Origin of the sequence: Luteimicrobium sp. NPDC057192 (genome assembly GCF_042670205.1) — a bacterium.
Lineage (GTDB): Bacteria > Actinomycetota > Actinomycetes > Actinomycetales > Cellulomonadaceae > Luteimicrobium.
On sequence record NZ_JBHUWD010000009.1, the window covers coordinates 35,535 to 50,859 of the forward strand.

Here is a 15,325-nt window from a genome sequence, read left to right on the forward strand (position 1 = left end):
GCCGGGGCGTGTGATGCGTCGCCAGTCTAACGGGCGCCGTCGAGAGCCGACCGGATGTCCGCCCACGGGATCCCCGCCCACCCGGCACGGGGTCCCCGCCCGTCCGCGAGGGCGGACGGGCGAAGACCGCGTGCTCGGCAGCAGTGCAACGACCCCGCGGTCAGCCGTGGAGCACGTCCCAGCCCAGCTTGCAGATCAGCGTCCCCACGACGACGACGAACACCACGCGCACGAACGCGCTCCCCTTGGCGACGGCGGTCCGCGCCCCCAGGTACCCGCCGCACAGGTTGGCGACACCGACCATGAGGCCGAGCCCCCACACGACGGCCCCGTAGGGCACGAAGAACAGCAGCGCCCCGAGGTTGGTCGCGAAGTTGACGATCTTCGCGATCGCGGACGCCGGGAGGAACGCGTACCCGAGCACGCTCACGCACGCGAGGACGAGGAAGGTGCCGGTCCCGGGGCCGAGGAGCCCGTCGTAGGCGCCGATCACCAGGCCGATCCCGGCGGCCGCCCAGTGGTGCCCGTTGCCCGACCAGCGCAGCTCGGTGTGGGTGCCGAGGCGCGGCCGCGCGAGCGTGTAGGCGAGCACGCCGACGAGCACGACGAGGATCACGGGCTTGAACGCCGAGGCGGGGATGTGCGAGGCGAGCGCCGCGCCGCCGAACGCCCCGACGAGCGCGGTCGCGGCCATCGGACCGGCGGTGCGCAGGTCCGGGCCGACGCGGCGGTAGTACGTGGCCGCGGACACCGAGGTCCCCATGATCGCGGCGAGCTTGTTGGTCGCGAGCGCCTGGACGGGGCTCATGCCCGGCACGAGGAGCAGCACCGGGAGCTGCACGAGCCCGCCGCCCCCGACCACGGCGTCGACCCAGCCGGCGACGAACCCGCCGACGACGACCAGCACGATCGTCCAGGTGTCGAGGTCGAGCCCTCCGACGCTCACGACGCCGCGCCCGCCCAGAACTCCGACCAGACCTGGGCGGTCGCGGCCGGCTGGTCGTTCTGGGGGCTGTGCCCGGCGCCTGGCACGACCGTGTAGCGCGCCCCCAGTCGCTCCGCCATCTCGCGCTGCCAGGCGATCGGCCACGCGTCGTCCGCGTCGCCGTGGACGACGTGCACCGGGAGCGCGTGGGCGCGTGCGACGGCCGCGAGCTCGTCGGTGGCGTCAGGCACGAGCTGCAGCGTGACGGCGCTGGCCTCGAGGCCCTCGAGGTGGGCGTCGGCGAGGCGGCGCGTCTCGAACCGCTGGGCGGGCGTGAGGTCGACGAGCGGCCCGTGCACCGCCGCGCGCGCCAGCCCGACGCTCTCCCGGACCGAGCCGACGACGTCGTCCACCGAGACCGCGCGGCCGTCGGGCCCGAGCGCCCAGCCGTGAGGTCCCGAGCAGAACATGGTGTACGAGGCGAACGGCGAGGGGTCGACGAGCACCGCGGCCCGCGTGAGGATCCCGCCGTAGCTGTGCCCGAGCAGGTGGAGCGGCAGGCCGGGGGCGAGTCGCTCACGGAGCAGCCCGGCGACGTCGAGCACGTCGCGCGCCTCCCGCTCGACCGCGTACGCGTCGCTGCCGGCGGGCATGACCGAGTCCGGCTGGCCCCGGCGCGAGTAGGCGAGCACGAGCCAGCCGGCGTCGGCGAGCGGGCGCAGGACGGGCAGGAAGTCCTCCTTCGACCCGGTGAACCCCGGGACGAGGAGGGCGGCCCCGCGCACCTGACCGGCGGGCGCGGCGACCAGCGCGGTCAGCCGCCCGGCGGGCACGTCCAGCCCGACGACCTCGACCCCGTCCGGGACCTCGCGGTCCCCGTAGGGCGCGACCCGGGGCACGTCGGGGAGCGCGGGGGCTGCGGAGCCGAGGAGGGAGTCGTCAAGAGCCACGGCACGAAGCCTAGGCAACGTTGTCGGCCGGCATCGACGCCGGCCGCAGGACGATCCGTTCCGACCCTGCACCGAACCTCCACGGCGTGCCGTTCTCGGGGAGCTCTCACGGGCGGTAGGTTCCCGCCATGTCACGCGCCGCAGCGTCGCCCCCGGGTCCACCGACCACCCGTCCCGCTCTTCCCCCGGGCATCGCCGACGGCGCCGCGTCCGACGGCATCGTCGCCGTCGGCCTCCGGCGCGGGTTCGGGTCGGTCCGGGCCGTGGACTCGGTCAGCTTCCAGGCGCGCCCCGGCCGCGTGACCGCGCTCGTCGGCCCGAACGGCGCCGGCAAGACGACCCTCCTCCTCATGCTCGCGGGGCTCCTCGTCCCGGACGCGGGGACGCTCACCGTCGCGGGCCACGACCCCGTGGCCGAGAACGTGCAGGCGCGGGGGCGCACCGGCTGGATGCCCGACACGTTCGGCACCTGGGACTCGCTCACCGCACGCGAGGTGCTGACGACGGTCGGCGCGGCGTACTTCCTCCCGCCGGCACGATCGCGTGCACGCGCCGACGAGCTGCTGCGGCTCGTCCACCTCGACGACCTCGCCGACGCCCCGGCGCGTGTCCTCTCGCGCGGGCAGAAGCAGCGCCTCGGCCTCGCCCGCGCGCTCGTGCACGACCCGCAGGTCCTCCTCCTCGACGAGCCCGCCTCGGGGCTCGACCCGCGGTCGCGCGTCGACCTGCGCATCCTGCTCCGCCGGCTCGCGTCGGAGGGGCGCACCGTCCTCGTCTCGAGCCACGTGCTCACCGAGCTCGACGAGCTCGCCGACGACGCCGTCTTCCTCTCGCGCGGCCGCACCGTCCGCGAGGCGTCGCTCGCCGCCGCGACGGGCGAGCGCCGGACGTGGCGGCTCCGTGCCCTCGACCCCGTCGTCCTCACCTCCTGGCTCGAGGACACCGGGGTCACGTATCGCCGCGGGGCCGACGACGGTCCCGAGCCCGGGCTCTCCGCCGCCCCCGACGACGGCTCGGTCCGCGTCGACCTGGACGACGACGAGTCGGCCGCCGAGCTCCTGCGCTCCGCGGTCCTCGCGGGCGTCCCGCTGGTGTCCGTCTCCCCCGCGAACGGGGCCCTGGAGCAGGTCTACCTGTCCCTCGAGGAGGAACGTCGATGAGCCACGTCGTCGAGGTCACGCCGGAGCCCGGCGCGACGCCGGGCGCCCCCGAGCACCACCGGCCGCCCCGACCGGGTGGCACCTGGACGCTGCGCCGCCACGGCGTCCGCACCGTCGTCGAGCTCGAGCTGCGCCAGCGCGTCCGGTCGACGCGCTGGCGGGTCGCGCTCGGGGCCTGGTTCGTCGTGTGCGTCCTCGTCACGTGGCTGACGTTCCGCACCTCCGCGCAGCTCGTCGGCCCGGACTACGCGGGGTACTCGGCGGACGGCACCGACGCCTTCTCGTCCGAGCTCGAGATGACGTTCCACGTGCCGCGCGGGCCGCTGATCTTCGGCCTGATCGTGTTCTTCGTCATGCTCGCCGGGTTCCTCGTCGCGCCGACGCTCAGTGCGGGCGCGATCAACGGCGACCGGGACGCCGGCACCCTCGCGACGCTCCAGGTCACGCTCCTCAGCCCGGCGGAGATCGCGGTCGGCAAGCTGCTCGCCGGCTGGACGGCGGCCGTCGCGTTCCTCGTCGTGGCGCTGCCGTTCGTGGTGGTCTCGCTCGCGGCGGGCGGGGTGCGGGTGGTCTCGCTCGCCGTCACGCTCGTCCTGCTCGTCGTGCTGCTCGGGGTCGTGTGCGCGATCGGGCTCGGCTTCTCCGCGCTCGTGTCCCGCACGACGGCGTCCGCGCTCCTCACCTACCTGACCGTGCTGGCGCTCACCGTCGGCACCGTGGTCCTGTTCGGGCTGACGTTCCCGCTGATCACCCAGACCGACGAGGTGCGGGTGAACGACTACACGGCGGACGCGTCCTGCACCTGGTCGACCCAGTCCGAGACCCGGTCGCACACCGAGCGGACCTGGTGGCTGCTGGCGGCCAACCCGTTCGTCGTCGTCGCGGACGCGGCGCCGTCGGCGCCCGGGGCGGCCCGGTACGGCGTGCCCGACCCGCTGCAGGCGATCCGGAGCGGGGTCCGCGAAGCCCGCAGCGGGCCCGCCGACCGCGAGGACTGGTGCGGCGACGGCGCGGACGCCGGGGTGCAGCCCGGGTCCACCGCCCCCGTCTGGCCGTGGGGCCTCGGCGCGGACCTGCTGCTCGGCGCCGGCGCGGTCTGGCTCACCGTGCGCCGGCTGCGGATCCCGCAGGGCGCGCTCCCCCGCGGGACGCGCGTGGCCTGAGCGTTCGCCGGGGACCGGGTGCGACCCGACCGCTACGGCTGGAGGGCGTCGTACTCGGCCTCGGCGGCGACGTCGTCGTCCACGTCGAGGCGCAGGTGCGCGAGGAGGAGCTGGAGCATCCGCAGCGCGGACGACGCGCGCTCGCCCCAGCTCGACAGGTAGGAGAACTGCCACCACCACAGGGCCTCGACGCGGTCGCCCGCGTCGTCGTGGGCGATGCCCTGGGTGAGGGCGTCGGCGACCGTCGCAAGGTCCGCCGACAGCGACGCCTGCCCGGTCTCGGGCCCGAGCACGGGGTCGACGACCTCGACGTAGCCGTCGAGCCCGTCGAGGACGCGCGCCAGCCCGATCCGCAGCGGGTCGAGATCGAGGTCGGGGCCGGTGTCCGGCTCGAAGCGCTCCGACGGCACGACGTCCACCATCGCGCCGAGCCGCGCGCCGCACGCGAGCAGGTCGGACGTGGCGAGCAGGAGCAGCGGGATGGCCGCGTCGACCGCTCGGCCCGACGCCACCTCGGCGACCGTCGCGACGAACGCGCGGGCGTGCCGGCTCGTCGAGGCCGCGACCTCGGCGAGCTCCTCGGGCGCCATCGTGGGCGTCACGTCAGGCACCGATCACCCTCCTGCCCTCGAACGCACGGCCGAGCGTGACCTCGTCCGCGTACTCCAAGTCTCCGCCCACCGGGAGGCCGGACGCGAGGCGAGTGACTCGGACCCCCATGGGCGTCAGGAGCCGCGCCAGGTAGGTGGCGGTGGCCTCGCCCTCGACGTTCGGGTCGGTCGCGAGGATGACCTCGGTGACCGTGCCGTCGGCGAGGCGCGTGAGCAGCTCCTTGATCCGCAGGTCGTCCGGCCCGACGTTCTCGATGGGGTTGATGGCCCCGCCGAGCACGTGGTAGCGCCCGCGGAACTCGCGCGTGCGCTCGATCGCGACGACGTCCTTGGGCTCCTCGACCACGCAGATGACGCTCGGGTTGCGCCGCGGGTCGCGGCAGATCTTGCACTGCACGTCCTCGGCGACGTTGCCGCAGCTCTCGCAGAAACGGACCTTCTCCTTGACCTGCGTGAGGGCGTCCGTGAGCCGGCGGACGTCCGCCGGGTCGGAGGCAAGCAGGTGGAACGCGATGCGCTGCGCGCTCTTGGGCCCGACGCCGGGCAGCCGGCCGAGCTCGTCGATCAGGTCCTGGACCGCGCCTTCGTACACCCCGCAAGCCTATGCGCCGCCGCCCACCCGCGAGGTCCGGCCACGCGCCCGCACGTGTCAGAAGCTCACGGCACCAAGGTGCCGTGAGCTTCTGACAGCTCGAGGGGCGGCGCCGTCGGGCTAGCGGTGCCCGAAGGTGATCGTCACGAACCGCGGGCGGTTGTTGTTCGCGTCCGCGAGCAGGTCGTCACCGACCTGCGAGTTCACGTTGTACGAGACGACCAGCTCGCCCGGACGGCTGATGTCCGGGTGGGCCGCCACGTTGTAGGGCGCGTAGATGTGCCCCACGCCCTCGGGCGCGGTGTACACCGCGGTGCGGTTCACGAACGGCCCGGTGGGCGAGTCCGACGTCGCGACGTAGATCTGGTGGTCCGTGAAGATCCCCGTCGCGGTGGTCGTGAGGACGAACTGTCCGTCCATCGGGGTGACGCTGTACGACGCGCCGACGTCGTCGCCGATGGGCGCCGCCGCCGACTCGTCGGTCGACCAGCCGGTGCCGTCGAAGAACTGCCAGCTCATCTCGGCCAGGTGCCCGACGCGCGCTCGCGCCACGTACATGACGCCGGCGTTCTGCCCGTAGACGTAGATGTGTCCGCCGCAGCGCACGAGCTCGTTGCCCCACTCGACGCCGCCCGGCGTGCCGTAGGTGGGCGTGATCTTCTCGACGTGGAGGTCCTTCGTGGACAGCGTCGCGATGTCCATGCCGAGCCAGCCGAAGTTCCAGGGCGGCGGTCCGTCCGTCGTGCCGGTCCGGCCCTCGAAGAGCAGCAGCTTGCCGCCGTCGACGATGCCGTCGCTGTTCCAGTACCAAGGGTCGCCCGTGCTCCCGGGTGGGGAGACGAGCGACTCGGGCGCGTCCTGGGTGCCGCCCGTGATGGTCGTGTCGGGCAGCCCGTCACGGCCGCCGAGCACCGCGGAGCCGTGGATGAAGCCCGGCTGGGTCATGCTCTCGTCCGGGTTCACGGGTCCGAGGAACGTGTCGTTCATGAGCCACACGACGCCCTTGCCGGGCACCGTCGTCGAGTAGACCCCGTCCGACGCCGCCCAGCCGCCCTGGTCGGCCCAGCCCCCTCCGCTGTTGCCGAAGTCGCGGAAGGCCTGCGTGAACTGCGTGTTCGCGGTCGCGCCGGTCGGGACGAGGGCGCCGTGGTGGGCACCGGCGCCGCACTGGCCGAGGCTGCCGGTGCCGGCCGGTGGCGCGCCGTCGGATCCGGCGGTGGCGGCCTGGGCGGGCGCCACCGCGAGGCTGAGGACGCCGATCGTGGCCGCGGCCAGGATCGGCGCGGCAAGGGTTCGAGCCAACGTTCTTCGTGCCATGAGAGTCCTCTCGTGGATGGCCGCGTCGTCGATGACGCGGCGGACAGGGTGCCAACGTCAACGTTGTCACTCGATTCATCCAACTACGTGAGGAACTGGATCACAAGAGGAGCCGCGCGGCCGGCGGCCTCGCGAGCGACGAAGGTTCGGCGCGCCCGCCGAGTTAGGGGTGGTCGGCCACGAGCTCGACCTCGAACCCGTCACCGTCCTCGAGGTACGCGGCGTAGTGGTCAGGACCGCCCGCGTGCGGGTACCGGTCGGCGAAGAGCTGCCGCCACCCGTGCCCGACGGCGTCCCTCGCCAGGGCGTCCACGTCGCCGGGTGTGCCAGCCCAGAAGGCGAGGTGGTTGACGCCGGGGCGGACCCGGTCGTGCGGGACGGGCCGCACGTCGGGCCCGGACTCGAGCACGAGGTAGGTCGAGCCGAGGTCCCAGCGCGACCCGTCGGTCCACGTCGAGGTGCGCTCGTAGCCGAGGCGGCCGAGCAGCCAGCCCCACGACCGGTCCGCGCGGGCGTGGTCGGGCACCCAGACCTCCACGTGGTGAAGACCTCGGGGCGGCGCCGGCGTCGCAGGGCGCACCTCGTCGTCCGGCATGGTCACTCGCGCTGGTCGACGATCTCGTCGATCACGGTCCCGCCGAGGAGCTGCGCGACGAGCGCCGGACCCACGAGGTTCAGCGGCGCAGCGCCGCCCGGGCCGGCGTTGCCCGGTCCACCCGGTCCGCGTCCGCCCTGCGAGCGGGGGCTCGGTGTGGCGTCGTCGTCCCAGGGCGGGGCGTCGTCGTCGGGGGCCGCTGCTGGGCGAGCCGCCGCCGGCACAGGGGCGTGGGCGCGAGGGGCGGCCGCGGCCGCGCGTGCGGCCGCCGCCCCGGTCAGCACGGGCGCGGGCGCCGACACGGGGGCGGCGGGCGTAGGCGCCGCCGTCCTCGCGGGCGGCGCTGCCGAGGACGCGGACGCGGTCACCGTCGCGGGCCGCGCGGAAGCCGCCGATGTGGTGGCCGCGGGTCGTGCGCCCGGACCCGCTCCCCCGCCGGAGGGTCGGGGAGCCCACGACCCACCGTCGTCCGGGAAGGGGCCGTCGTCCGGCGGCTCGGCGACCGGGATGCCGTCGTAGGACGCCGGCTCGTCGGCAGCCTGGGGCGCGCTCGGCTCGGCAGGTGCGGACGGGCGAGCCCCGGACTGCGTCGCGGGAGCGGACGCACGGGCGTCCGTCACGGGCCGGTCCGCGGCGGGACGGTCCGTCGCGCCCCCCGGTGCGGGGACCTCGTCACGCTGCCCGGGCGACGCCGACGAGGCGGCGGTCGGTCCGTCGGCGGGCGTCGCGGGCTGCGCGGCGGCGCCCGGCGCACTCACCGTCGCCGGCGCTGCGCCGGCGCTCGCGGAGGTGGCGGGGACGTCGGTCGCGCCCGGCGCGCTGCGGGGGGTCCCTGCGAGCCACGCGGCGTCCGCCGCCGACGCGTGGTCGGGCCGGGCCGCCGGCTGCTCGGCCGCGGCGCGACGAGCGGGCACGTCGGGCGCGCCGTCCTCGGCGGTGCCCGGCCGGTCGTCGGCCGCGCTGTCGCCACTCGGCTCGCCGGCGTCCGCGGCGTGGGCACCGGGGGTGTCGGTGTCCGCGGGGCCGGCGGAGGGTGCGCTCGGAGCGGGGCCTCGGTGGCCGGGGGCGTCGGCGCCGCCGTCGTCGTCCTGGGGCGCCTGACGGTGCTCGGCGCGCGGCCGGGCGACCGGCGCCGGGGTACCACCCACGACCGCGCTGACCTTCACCGGGAAGCCGAGAGTCTCGTAGACCGCCTTCTCGACCGCCTCGGCCTTGCCGCTCTGGAGCGCGCGCTGCAGGCCCGGGGAACTGAACGACAGCGTGAGCACGTTGCCCTCGAGCGACGCGACGGTGGCGTTGGGGGCGACGAGGCTCCACGCGCTCCGGCTGGACCGGGCCAGCGTCGCGAGGACCTCGTCCCAGCGCCGTCGGATCAGCTCGCTCTCGACGTGCGCGACGTTCGACCCGCCCACGGGCGCAGCGGCTGCGACGGCCGGATCGGCGGGCACCACGGGCGCGGGCTCCGGGGCGGTGGCGCCGGCGTCCGAGCCGTCCTCACCGGCCGGCTCGGTCTCGGTCGAGGGCGGGTCCGCCGGTGCGCCCTCGCCTTCTCCCTGCGGATGATCGGACGACGCGTCGTCCGCAGCCGAGGCGGGCTCGTCGTCCGCCACGGACCCCGAGCCGGACTCGGGCTCGGGCTCGGGCGCAGAGGGCGCCGGCACCACGGGCTCAGCGGCGGCCGCAGGCGCCGGACGCTCCGCGGGAGCGGGACGCTCCGCGGGCGCTGGAACCTCGACGGGCCGGAGGGCACGCGACGCCGGGACGTCCCCGGCAGGGAGCGCAGCCGGCAAGGACCCGCCACCGCTGCCGACCCAGCCCCGCTCCAACCGGTCGAGCCGCGCGCCGAACCCGGCGGCGCCGTCGTCGGCACCGGGGAGCAGGAGGCGCGCGCACAGCAGCTCGAGGTGGAGGCGGGGCGAGGTCGCGCCGGTCATCTCGGTGAGCGCGGCGTTCGCGAGGTCCGCTGCCCGGGACAGCTCGCCGAGGCCGAGCGCGGTCGACTGGGCGCGCATGCGGTCGAGCTGGTCGCTCGGCAGGTCGCCGAGCGCGGCGACCGCCTCGCCGTCCGCGACGACGAGCACGATGAGGTCGCGCAGGCGCTCGAGGACGTCCTCCACGAAGCGCCGCGGCTCGTGCCCCGACTCGATGACCCGCTCGACGACCCGGAACATGCTCGCGCCGTCGCGGGCCGCGAGCGCCCCGACGACGTCGTCGAGCAGGGTCGCGTGCGTGTAGCCGAGGAGGGCCACGGCCTGCTCGTAGTCGAGGACGCGGCGCCGCTGCCCGGACTCGCCGGACCCGGGGGCCTCGTCGGCGCCCGCGATGAGCTGGTCGAGCACGGAGAGCGTGTCGCGGACGGACCCGCCCCCGGCCCGCACGACGAGCGGCAGCACGCCCGACCCGACCTCGACTCCCTCGGCACGGCACAGCTCGTCCAGGTACGGGATCAGGACGTCCGGCGGCACGAGGCGGAACGGGTAGTGGTGGGTGCGCGAGCGGATCGTCCCGATGACCTTGTCGGGCTCCGTCGTCGCGAAGATGAAACGGACGTGCTCGGGCGGCTCCTCGACGATCTTCAGGAGCGCGTTGAACCCCGCGGACGAGACCATGTGGGCCTCGTCGATGATGAACACCTTGTAGCGGTCCCGGCTGGGCGCGAAGGTCGCGCGCTCGCGGAGCTCACGGGCGTCGTCGACGCCACCGTGGCTCGCGGCGTCGATCTCGACGACGTCGAGGCTGCCGGAGCCGCCGCGCGCGAGGTCGACGCACGACGGGCACTCCCCGCACGGGGTGTCGATCGGGTGCTCGGGGGTGTTCGCGTGGCAGTTGAGCGTGCGCGCGAGGATGCGCGCGGACGTCGTCTTGCCGCAGCCGCGAGGCCCGGAGAAGAGGTACGCATGGTTGACGCGGCCGGTGCGGAGCGCCTGCATGAGGGGCCCCGTGACGTGCTCCTGACCGATGACCTCGGCGAAGGTCTCCGGGCGGTAGCGGCGGTAGAGGGCTGTGCTCACCCCGGCAACTGTAGACGCCGCCCCTGACGCTCCGGGAGTCGTCCACCGCACGGCCTCGGGCACGATCTCACCCGGCTCCGGTCCCCCGCGACGGAGCCGCCGGGCATACCGTTCCGCCATGGCGAAGGAGCAGCAGAAGCAGAAGAAGGGCAAGCGGCCGGCCCGCCTGCCCGACGACGTGTACGAGGCCGAGCTGTTCCGTCTCCAGGCGGAGCTGGTCAAGCTCCAGCAGTGGGTCCGCGCGACGGGGGCGCGCGTCGTCGTCGTGTTCGAGGGGCGCGACGCGGCCGGCAAGGGCGGCACGATCAAGCGCATCACCGAGTACCTCAGCCCGCGCGTCGCGCGGATCGCGGCCCTGCCCGTGCCGACCGAGCGCGAGAAGTCGCAGTGGTACTTCCAGCGCTACGTCGCGCACCTGCCCGCCGCGGGCGAGATCGTCCTGTTCGACCGGTCCTGGTACAACCGGGCCGGCGTCGAGAAGGTCATGGGCTACTGCACGCCGCAGGAGCACGCCCGGTTCCTGCGCCAGACGCCGATCTTCGAGCAGATGCTCATCGACGACGGCATCCTGCTGCGCAAGTACTGGTTCTCCGTGTCCGACGCCGAGCAGCTCAAGCGGTTCCGGTCGCGCCTGACCGACCCCGTGCGCCGGTGGAAGCTGAGCCCCACGGACCTCGAGTCGATCAACCGCTGGGAGGACTACTCGCGAGCGAAGGACGAGATGTTCGTCCACACGGACCTGGCCGCGAGCCCGTGGTTCGTCGTCGAGTCGGACGTCAAGAAGCACGCACGGATCAACATGATCTCGCACCTGCTGTCGACGATCCCGTACGAGGACGTGGCCGCCGGGGAGGAGATCTCGCTGCCCGACCGGCCGGCGGCGTCGCGCGGCTACGAGCGTCCGCCGCGCGAGCTCAACACCTACGTGCCCGACTCCGCGCTCTCGCTCCTCGGGGACCCCGAGCGCTCGCTCTGAGCCGTCCGGGCCGCGGCGGGAACCGGGGAAAGTAAGGACCCCCCGCACACCCGCCAGAGCCCGCCTGCCCTTGCTACCTTCCGGTCCTGGGGGAGTTCAGCAGGATGACGCCGCACGAGGGGTCTGCGTCCAGGGTACCGGACGACGAGCCCCCTCCGGGACCGCCCTGCGCCCGGCCCGGGGCGCCGCGGGGCCCGGTTTCGGTGGGACCCGGTCCGTCCGGTATCCTCGTGAGGCCGCAGTGCGTGCCGGGCTCGCCCGACGACGCAGCGCGGCGAGGAGGATTCGCCTAGTGGCCTATGGCGCACGCTTGGAAAGCGTGTTGGGTTAACAGCCCTCGGGGGTTCGAATCCCCCATCCTCCGCAGTGTGATGACGCGGGACATCGTTGATCGATGTCCCGCGTCATTTTTTTTGCGCGAGTGCCCCGGCAGGACGGGCTCGACAGGCGTCCTCCTCGTGCTTGGGACGGCCGCCGTCCTGCGTTTGCGCCACGCACCGGTCGCCGACGGCCAGACGCACGACGTCGAACCCGCCGGCCTGGCCGCGGTGCCGACAGGGCTCTTCGCGCCGACGCGGGCGGGTGTCTTGCCGCAAGGCTGAACACCTGTATAGCCTGTTGAACATGCGTTCAGCACCGCCGGACGACGACCTCACCGCCCGCGCGCGGATCCGCGACGCCGCGATCGCGCGGTTCGCTGCCGACGGGTTCCGCGTCGGCGTGCGCACGATCGCCGCCGACGCCGACGTGAGCCCCGGGCTCGTCATCCACCACTTCCGGTCCAAGGAGGGCCTGCGGCGCGCGTGCGACGAGCACGTGCTCGAGCAGATCCACGAGGCCCGTGCCGAGGCCCTCCTCGCCGCCGACCCGGCGCCGTCGATCCTCCGGCTCGCCGCCGACGAGCACTACGCGTGGCTCGCCACCTACCTGCTGCGCTCGCTCCAGGCCGGTGGCGACCTCGCGCGCCGGTTCGTCGCGGACCTCGTCACCGAGACGCGCGACAACCTCGAGGAGGGCGTCGCGTCGGGGAGCGTGCGCCCCTCCCGCGACCCGGACGCCCGCGCCGAGCAGCTCACGATGATGAGCCTCGGCTACCTGCTGCTCGCGTACGCACTCGAGCCCGAGTCCCCCACCGACCTCGCGTCCTGGGTCGTCGGCCTGTCCGCGCGCGGCACGCTGCCCGGGCTCGAGGTCTTCACCGAGGGCCTCTTCACCGACCGCCGCTTCCTGGACGCCTTCCTCGCGCAGGACACCACCCACCCCACGCCCGCCCGCACCACCCAGGAGGATCGATGAACACGCCGCCGGTCGAGGTGCACGACCTGCACAAGAGCTTCGGTACGGTCCACGCGCTCGACGGCCTGGACCTCCGGGTCGAGCCCGGCCAGGTCGCCGGGTTCCTCGGGCCCAACGGCGCGGGCAAGTCGACGACGATCCGCGTCCTGCTCGGGCTCCTGCACGCCGACTCGGGCACCGCCCGGCTGTTCGGCAAGGACCCGTGGACGGACGGCGTCGGGCTGCACGAGCGCCTCGCCTACGTGCCCGGCGACGTCACGCTGTGGCCGCAGCTCACGGGCGGCGAGACCATCGACCTCCTGCTGCGCCTGCGCGGCGTGCGGCCCGACCCGGCCCGCAAGGCCCGCATGCTGCACCGGTTCGAGCTCGACCCGACCAAGCGCACGCGCACGTACTCCAAGGGCAACCGGCAGAAGGTCGCGCTCGTCGCCGCGTTCTGCGCCGACGTCGAGCTGCTCGTGCTCGACGAGCCGACGTCGGGGCTCGACCCGCTCATGCAGGCCGTGTTCCAGGACTCGGTCCGCGAGGCCACGGAGGCCGGCACGAGCGTGCTGCTCTCGAGCCACGTGCTCGCCGAGGTCGAGGCGCTGTGCGACACCGTGACGATCATCCGGGCCGGCCGCACCATGCAGACGGGGACGCTCGCCGAGCTCCGGCACCTCACGCGGTCCGCCGTGAGCGCGCGCGTCGACGACCCGGCCGCGGCCCGCGACGCGCTCGCCCGCATCGACGGCGTCCACGACGTCACGGTGCCCGACCCCTCCGGCAGCACGGTCATCTTCCACCTCGACGACACCGCCACCCCGGACGCCACCCGGGCCCTCGGCGAGCTGGGGGCGCACGGCCTGACGGTCTCGCCGCCGTCGCTCGAGGAGCTGTTCCTGCGGCAGTACGGCGACGAGCTCGAGCTCCTCGAGGACGACGGCCCTTCCGACTCCGTGGGCGCCGCGAGGCGCGGCTCCGCGCGCAAGGCCCCGGCGGTCGAGCGATGACGACGACGACCGCCCCCGCCACCCCCGCGCCCTCGCGGGCCGGGTCGAGCGTCTGGCCCGGGCGCCCTCTCGCGGGGACGGGCCTCCTGCTGCGGCTGGCCCTGCGCCGGGACCGCGTCGTCCTGCCCGTGACCGTCGTGGTGCTCGTCGCGACGTTCGCCGTCACGCTCGCCTCGGTGAGCACCGCGTACGGCACGCAGGCCGACCGCGACTCCGCCGCCGCGACCCTCGGCACCAACGCGGCGTTCCGGGTGCTCCTGGGGCCGCTCGAGAACACCCAGTCCGTCGCGAGCGTCGGACAGTGGCGCATCGGGCTGTTCATGCTCGTGGTCGTGGGAGTCCTGACCGCGATGACCGTGGTCCGCCACACGCGCAAGGAGGAGGAGGCCGAGCGCCTCGAGCTCGTGCGCGCCGCGCCCGTGGGCGCGCTCGCCCCGCTCGCCGCCGGCACGATCGTCGCGACGATCCTCAGCGTCGTCACCGCCCTCGGCATGGCGGGCTCGCTGGCGGCGGTGGCCGAGGCGCCCGGCGACGGCGCCGGCGCGGTCGCGGTCGGGGTCCAGTACCTCGCGATCGGCCTCGCCGGTGCGGGGCTCGGCGCAGTCGGCGCGCAGGTCGCCACGGTCTCACGGACCGCGACGACGATCGCCGTGCTCGTGCTCGTCGCGGGCTACGCGTTGCGCGGCATCGCCGACGTCCAGGACGGGCTCGGCTGGCTGCGCTGGCTCTCGCCCGTCGGCTGGGCCGAGCAGATGGACCCGTTCGGCACGAACTCCTACGCCCCGGCGCTGCTGAGCCTCGCGCTCGCCGTGGCGGGCGTCGGGGTCGCGGCGCGGCTCGCCGTCGGGCGGGACGTCGGAGCAGGCGTGCTCCAGCCGCGGCCCGGCCCTGCGGACGCGCCGAGGCTCGACTCGTCGCTCGCGCTCACGCGCCGCCTCCAGGGGGCGTCGCTCGCGTCGTGGGCCTACGCCGTCGGGGCGTACTGCTTCCTGCTCGGCCTGATCCTCAGCTCTGCCGACGACCTCGTCGGGGGCAACGCCGACGCCGCCAAGCTCATCGAGCAGCTCGGGGGCACGGGCCGGCTCCAGGACGTCATGACGGCGCTCATCCTCGGCTGGGTCGGCATCGTCGCCGCCGCCTGGACGGTCACCTACGCGACCCAGCTCCGCGGCGAGGAGTCGTCCGGGCGCGCCGAGGTCCAGCTCACGACCGGCGTGACCCGCGCCCGGTACGTCGGCGTCGCCACCGTCGTGTCGGTCGCCGGGATCGTGCTGATCCTCGGGGCGGCGGGGGTGCTCATGGGCCTCGGCCACGCCCTCACCGGCGGCTCGTGGGGCAGCGCGTTCGGCGACGCCGTCGGGGGTGCCGTGGTCCAGGTCCCGGCCGCGCTCGTGGTCGGCGGGGTCGTGCTCGCGTGCTACGCGTGGTGGCCGCGGCTCGTCGCGCTGGGCTGGGGCGTGATCACGGTGATCCTCCTGCTCGAGCTGGTCGGCGACGCGCTGAACCTGCCGCAGTGGGTCCTCGACCTGTCGCCGTTCACGCACACGCCGCGCGTACCGCTCGACGACGCGCAGGCGGTCCCCCTGGTCGTGCTGACGCTCGTCGCGGTCGCGTTCTACGCCGTCGGATACGCGCGCTTCGCCGGCGCGGCCGGCGTCCACCGGCGCGACCTCCCGGCCGTCTGAGTGCCAGGGCGCAGCACGCTCACGGCATCTTCACGGGCAACCCGCAGGTCTT

The 15,325-nt window shown here is 74.8% G+C and carries 13 protein-coding genes, 1 tRNA gene and 1 other RNA gene; 7 read left to right on the top strand and 8 right to left on the bottom strand.

Going from position 1 to position 15,325, the window contains the following annotated elements:
* Nucleotides 1–160 precede the first annotated feature (160 nt).
* Entirely contained in the window at nucleotides 161–946 is a 786-nt protein-coding gene (locus ACFT5B_RS06455; RefSeq protein ID WP_386797167.1) for a sulfite exporter TauE/SafE family protein, read from the bottom strand.
* A complete protein-coding gene (locus ACFT5B_RS06460) occupies nucleotides 943–1,875 on the bottom strand; it encodes an alpha/beta fold hydrolase (RefSeq protein WP_386797168.1) in 933 nt (310 codons plus the stop codon). Before ACFT5B_RS06460 ends, ACFT5B_RS06455 begins: the two co-directional genes overlap by 4 nt.
* A gap of 128 nt (nucleotides 1,876–2,003) precedes the next feature.
* Between ACFT5B_RS06460 and ACFT5B_RS06465 the strand changes: the two genes are divergently transcribed.
* Both ACFT5B_RS06465 and ACFT5B_RS06470 read left to right on the top strand, forming a co-directional pair.
* Entirely contained in the window at nucleotides 2,004–3,035 is a 1,032-nt protein-coding gene (locus tag ACFT5B_RS06465; RefSeq protein ID WP_386797169.1) for an ABC transporter ATP-binding protein, read from the top strand.
* Nucleotides 3,032–4,198, top strand: a complete 1,167-nt coding sequence (locus ACFT5B_RS06470) for an ABC transporter permease (RefSeq protein ID WP_386797170.1) — start codon at nucleotides 3,032–3,034, stop codon at nucleotides 4,196–4,198. The genes ACFT5B_RS06465 and ACFT5B_RS06470 overlap by 4 nt, the downstream gene beginning before the upstream one ends.
* Before the next feature lie 32 nt (nucleotides 4,199–4,230).
* Here ACFT5B_RS06470 and ACFT5B_RS06475 read toward each other — a convergent pair whose 3' ends face one another.
* The 5 genes from ACFT5B_RS06475 to ACFT5B_RS06495 form a co-directional block, all read right to left on the bottom strand.
* Entirely contained in the window at nucleotides 4,231–4,788 is a 558-nt protein-coding gene (locus ACFT5B_RS06475) for a DUF5063 domain-containing protein (protein WP_386797230.1), read from the bottom strand.
* 13 nt (nucleotides 4,789–4,801) lie between these two features.
* Nucleotides 4,802–5,401 (bottom strand): recombination mediator RecR, encoded by a 600-nt coding sequence (gene recR, locus ACFT5B_RS06480; protein ID WP_386797171.1) that lies wholly within the window; start codon nucleotides 5,399–5,401, stop codon nucleotides 4,802–4,804.
* Between the two features lie 120 nt (nucleotides 5,402–5,521).
* Nucleotides 5,522–6,703 (bottom strand): hypothetical protein, encoded by a 1,182-nt coding sequence (locus ACFT5B_RS06485; protein WP_386797172.1) that lies wholly within the window; start codon nucleotides 6,701–6,703, stop codon nucleotides 5,522–5,524.
* Between the two features lie 178 nt (nucleotides 6,704–6,881).
* Nucleotides 6,882–7,313 carry a VOC family protein gene (locus tag ACFT5B_RS06490; protein WP_386797231.1) on the bottom strand — a complete coding sequence of 144 codons (432 nt, stop codon included), beginning with the start codon at nucleotides 7,311–7,313 and terminating at the stop codon, nucleotides 6,882–6,884.
* Nucleotides 7,314–7,315: 2 nt separating this feature from the next.
* Nucleotides 7,316–10,324: a DNA polymerase III subunit gamma and tau gene (locus ACFT5B_RS06495; protein WP_386797173.1), complete on the bottom strand. Its 3,009-nt coding sequence runs from the start codon at nucleotides 10,322–10,324 to the stop codon at nucleotides 7,316–7,318.
* A 118-nt stretch (nucleotides 10,325–10,442) separates the two neighbouring features.
* Here ACFT5B_RS06495 and ppk2 point away from each other — a divergent pair, with 118 nt between their 5' ends.
* Complete coding sequence (ppk2, locus tag ACFT5B_RS06500) at nucleotides 10,443–11,300, top strand: polyphosphate kinase 2 (protein WP_386797174.1); 858 nt, start codon at nucleotides 10,443–10,445, stop codon at nucleotides 11,298–11,300.
* 30 nt (nucleotides 11,301–11,330) lie between these two features.
* Here the strand turns inward: ppk2 and ffs are convergent.
* Nucleotides 11,331–11,427: signal recognition particle sRNA small type (ffs, locus tag ACFT5B_RS06505), an RNA gene on the bottom strand.
* A 151-nt stretch (nucleotides 11,428–11,578) separates the two neighbouring features.
* Here ffs and ACFT5B_RS06510 point away from each other — a divergent pair.
* The 4 genes from ACFT5B_RS06510 to ACFT5B_RS06525 all read left to right on the top strand — a co-directional run bounded on the left by ACFT5B_RS06510 (nucleotide 11,579) and on the right by ACFT5B_RS06525 (nucleotide 15,273).
* A tRNA-Ser gene (locus tag ACFT5B_RS06510) sits at nucleotides 11,579–11,664 on the top strand.
* A gap of 260 nt (nucleotides 11,665–11,924) precedes the next feature.
* A complete protein-coding gene (locus ACFT5B_RS06515; protein ID WP_386797175.1) occupies nucleotides 11,925–12,596 on the top strand; it encodes a TetR family transcriptional regulator in 672 nt (223 codons plus the stop codon).
* Complete coding sequence (locus ACFT5B_RS06520; protein WP_386797176.1) at nucleotides 12,593–13,588, top strand: ATP-binding cassette domain-containing protein; 996 nt, start codon at nucleotides 12,593–12,595, stop codon at nucleotides 13,586–13,588. The genes ACFT5B_RS06515 and ACFT5B_RS06520 overlap by 4 nt, the downstream gene beginning before the upstream one ends.
* Complete coding sequence (locus ACFT5B_RS06525) at nucleotides 13,585–15,273, top strand: ABC transporter permease (RefSeq protein WP_386797177.1); 1,689 nt, start codon at nucleotides 13,585–13,587, stop codon at nucleotides 15,271–15,273. Before ACFT5B_RS06520 ends, ACFT5B_RS06525 begins: the two co-directional genes overlap by 4 nt.
* The last annotated feature ends 52 nt before the right edge of the window (nucleotides 15,274–15,325 follow it).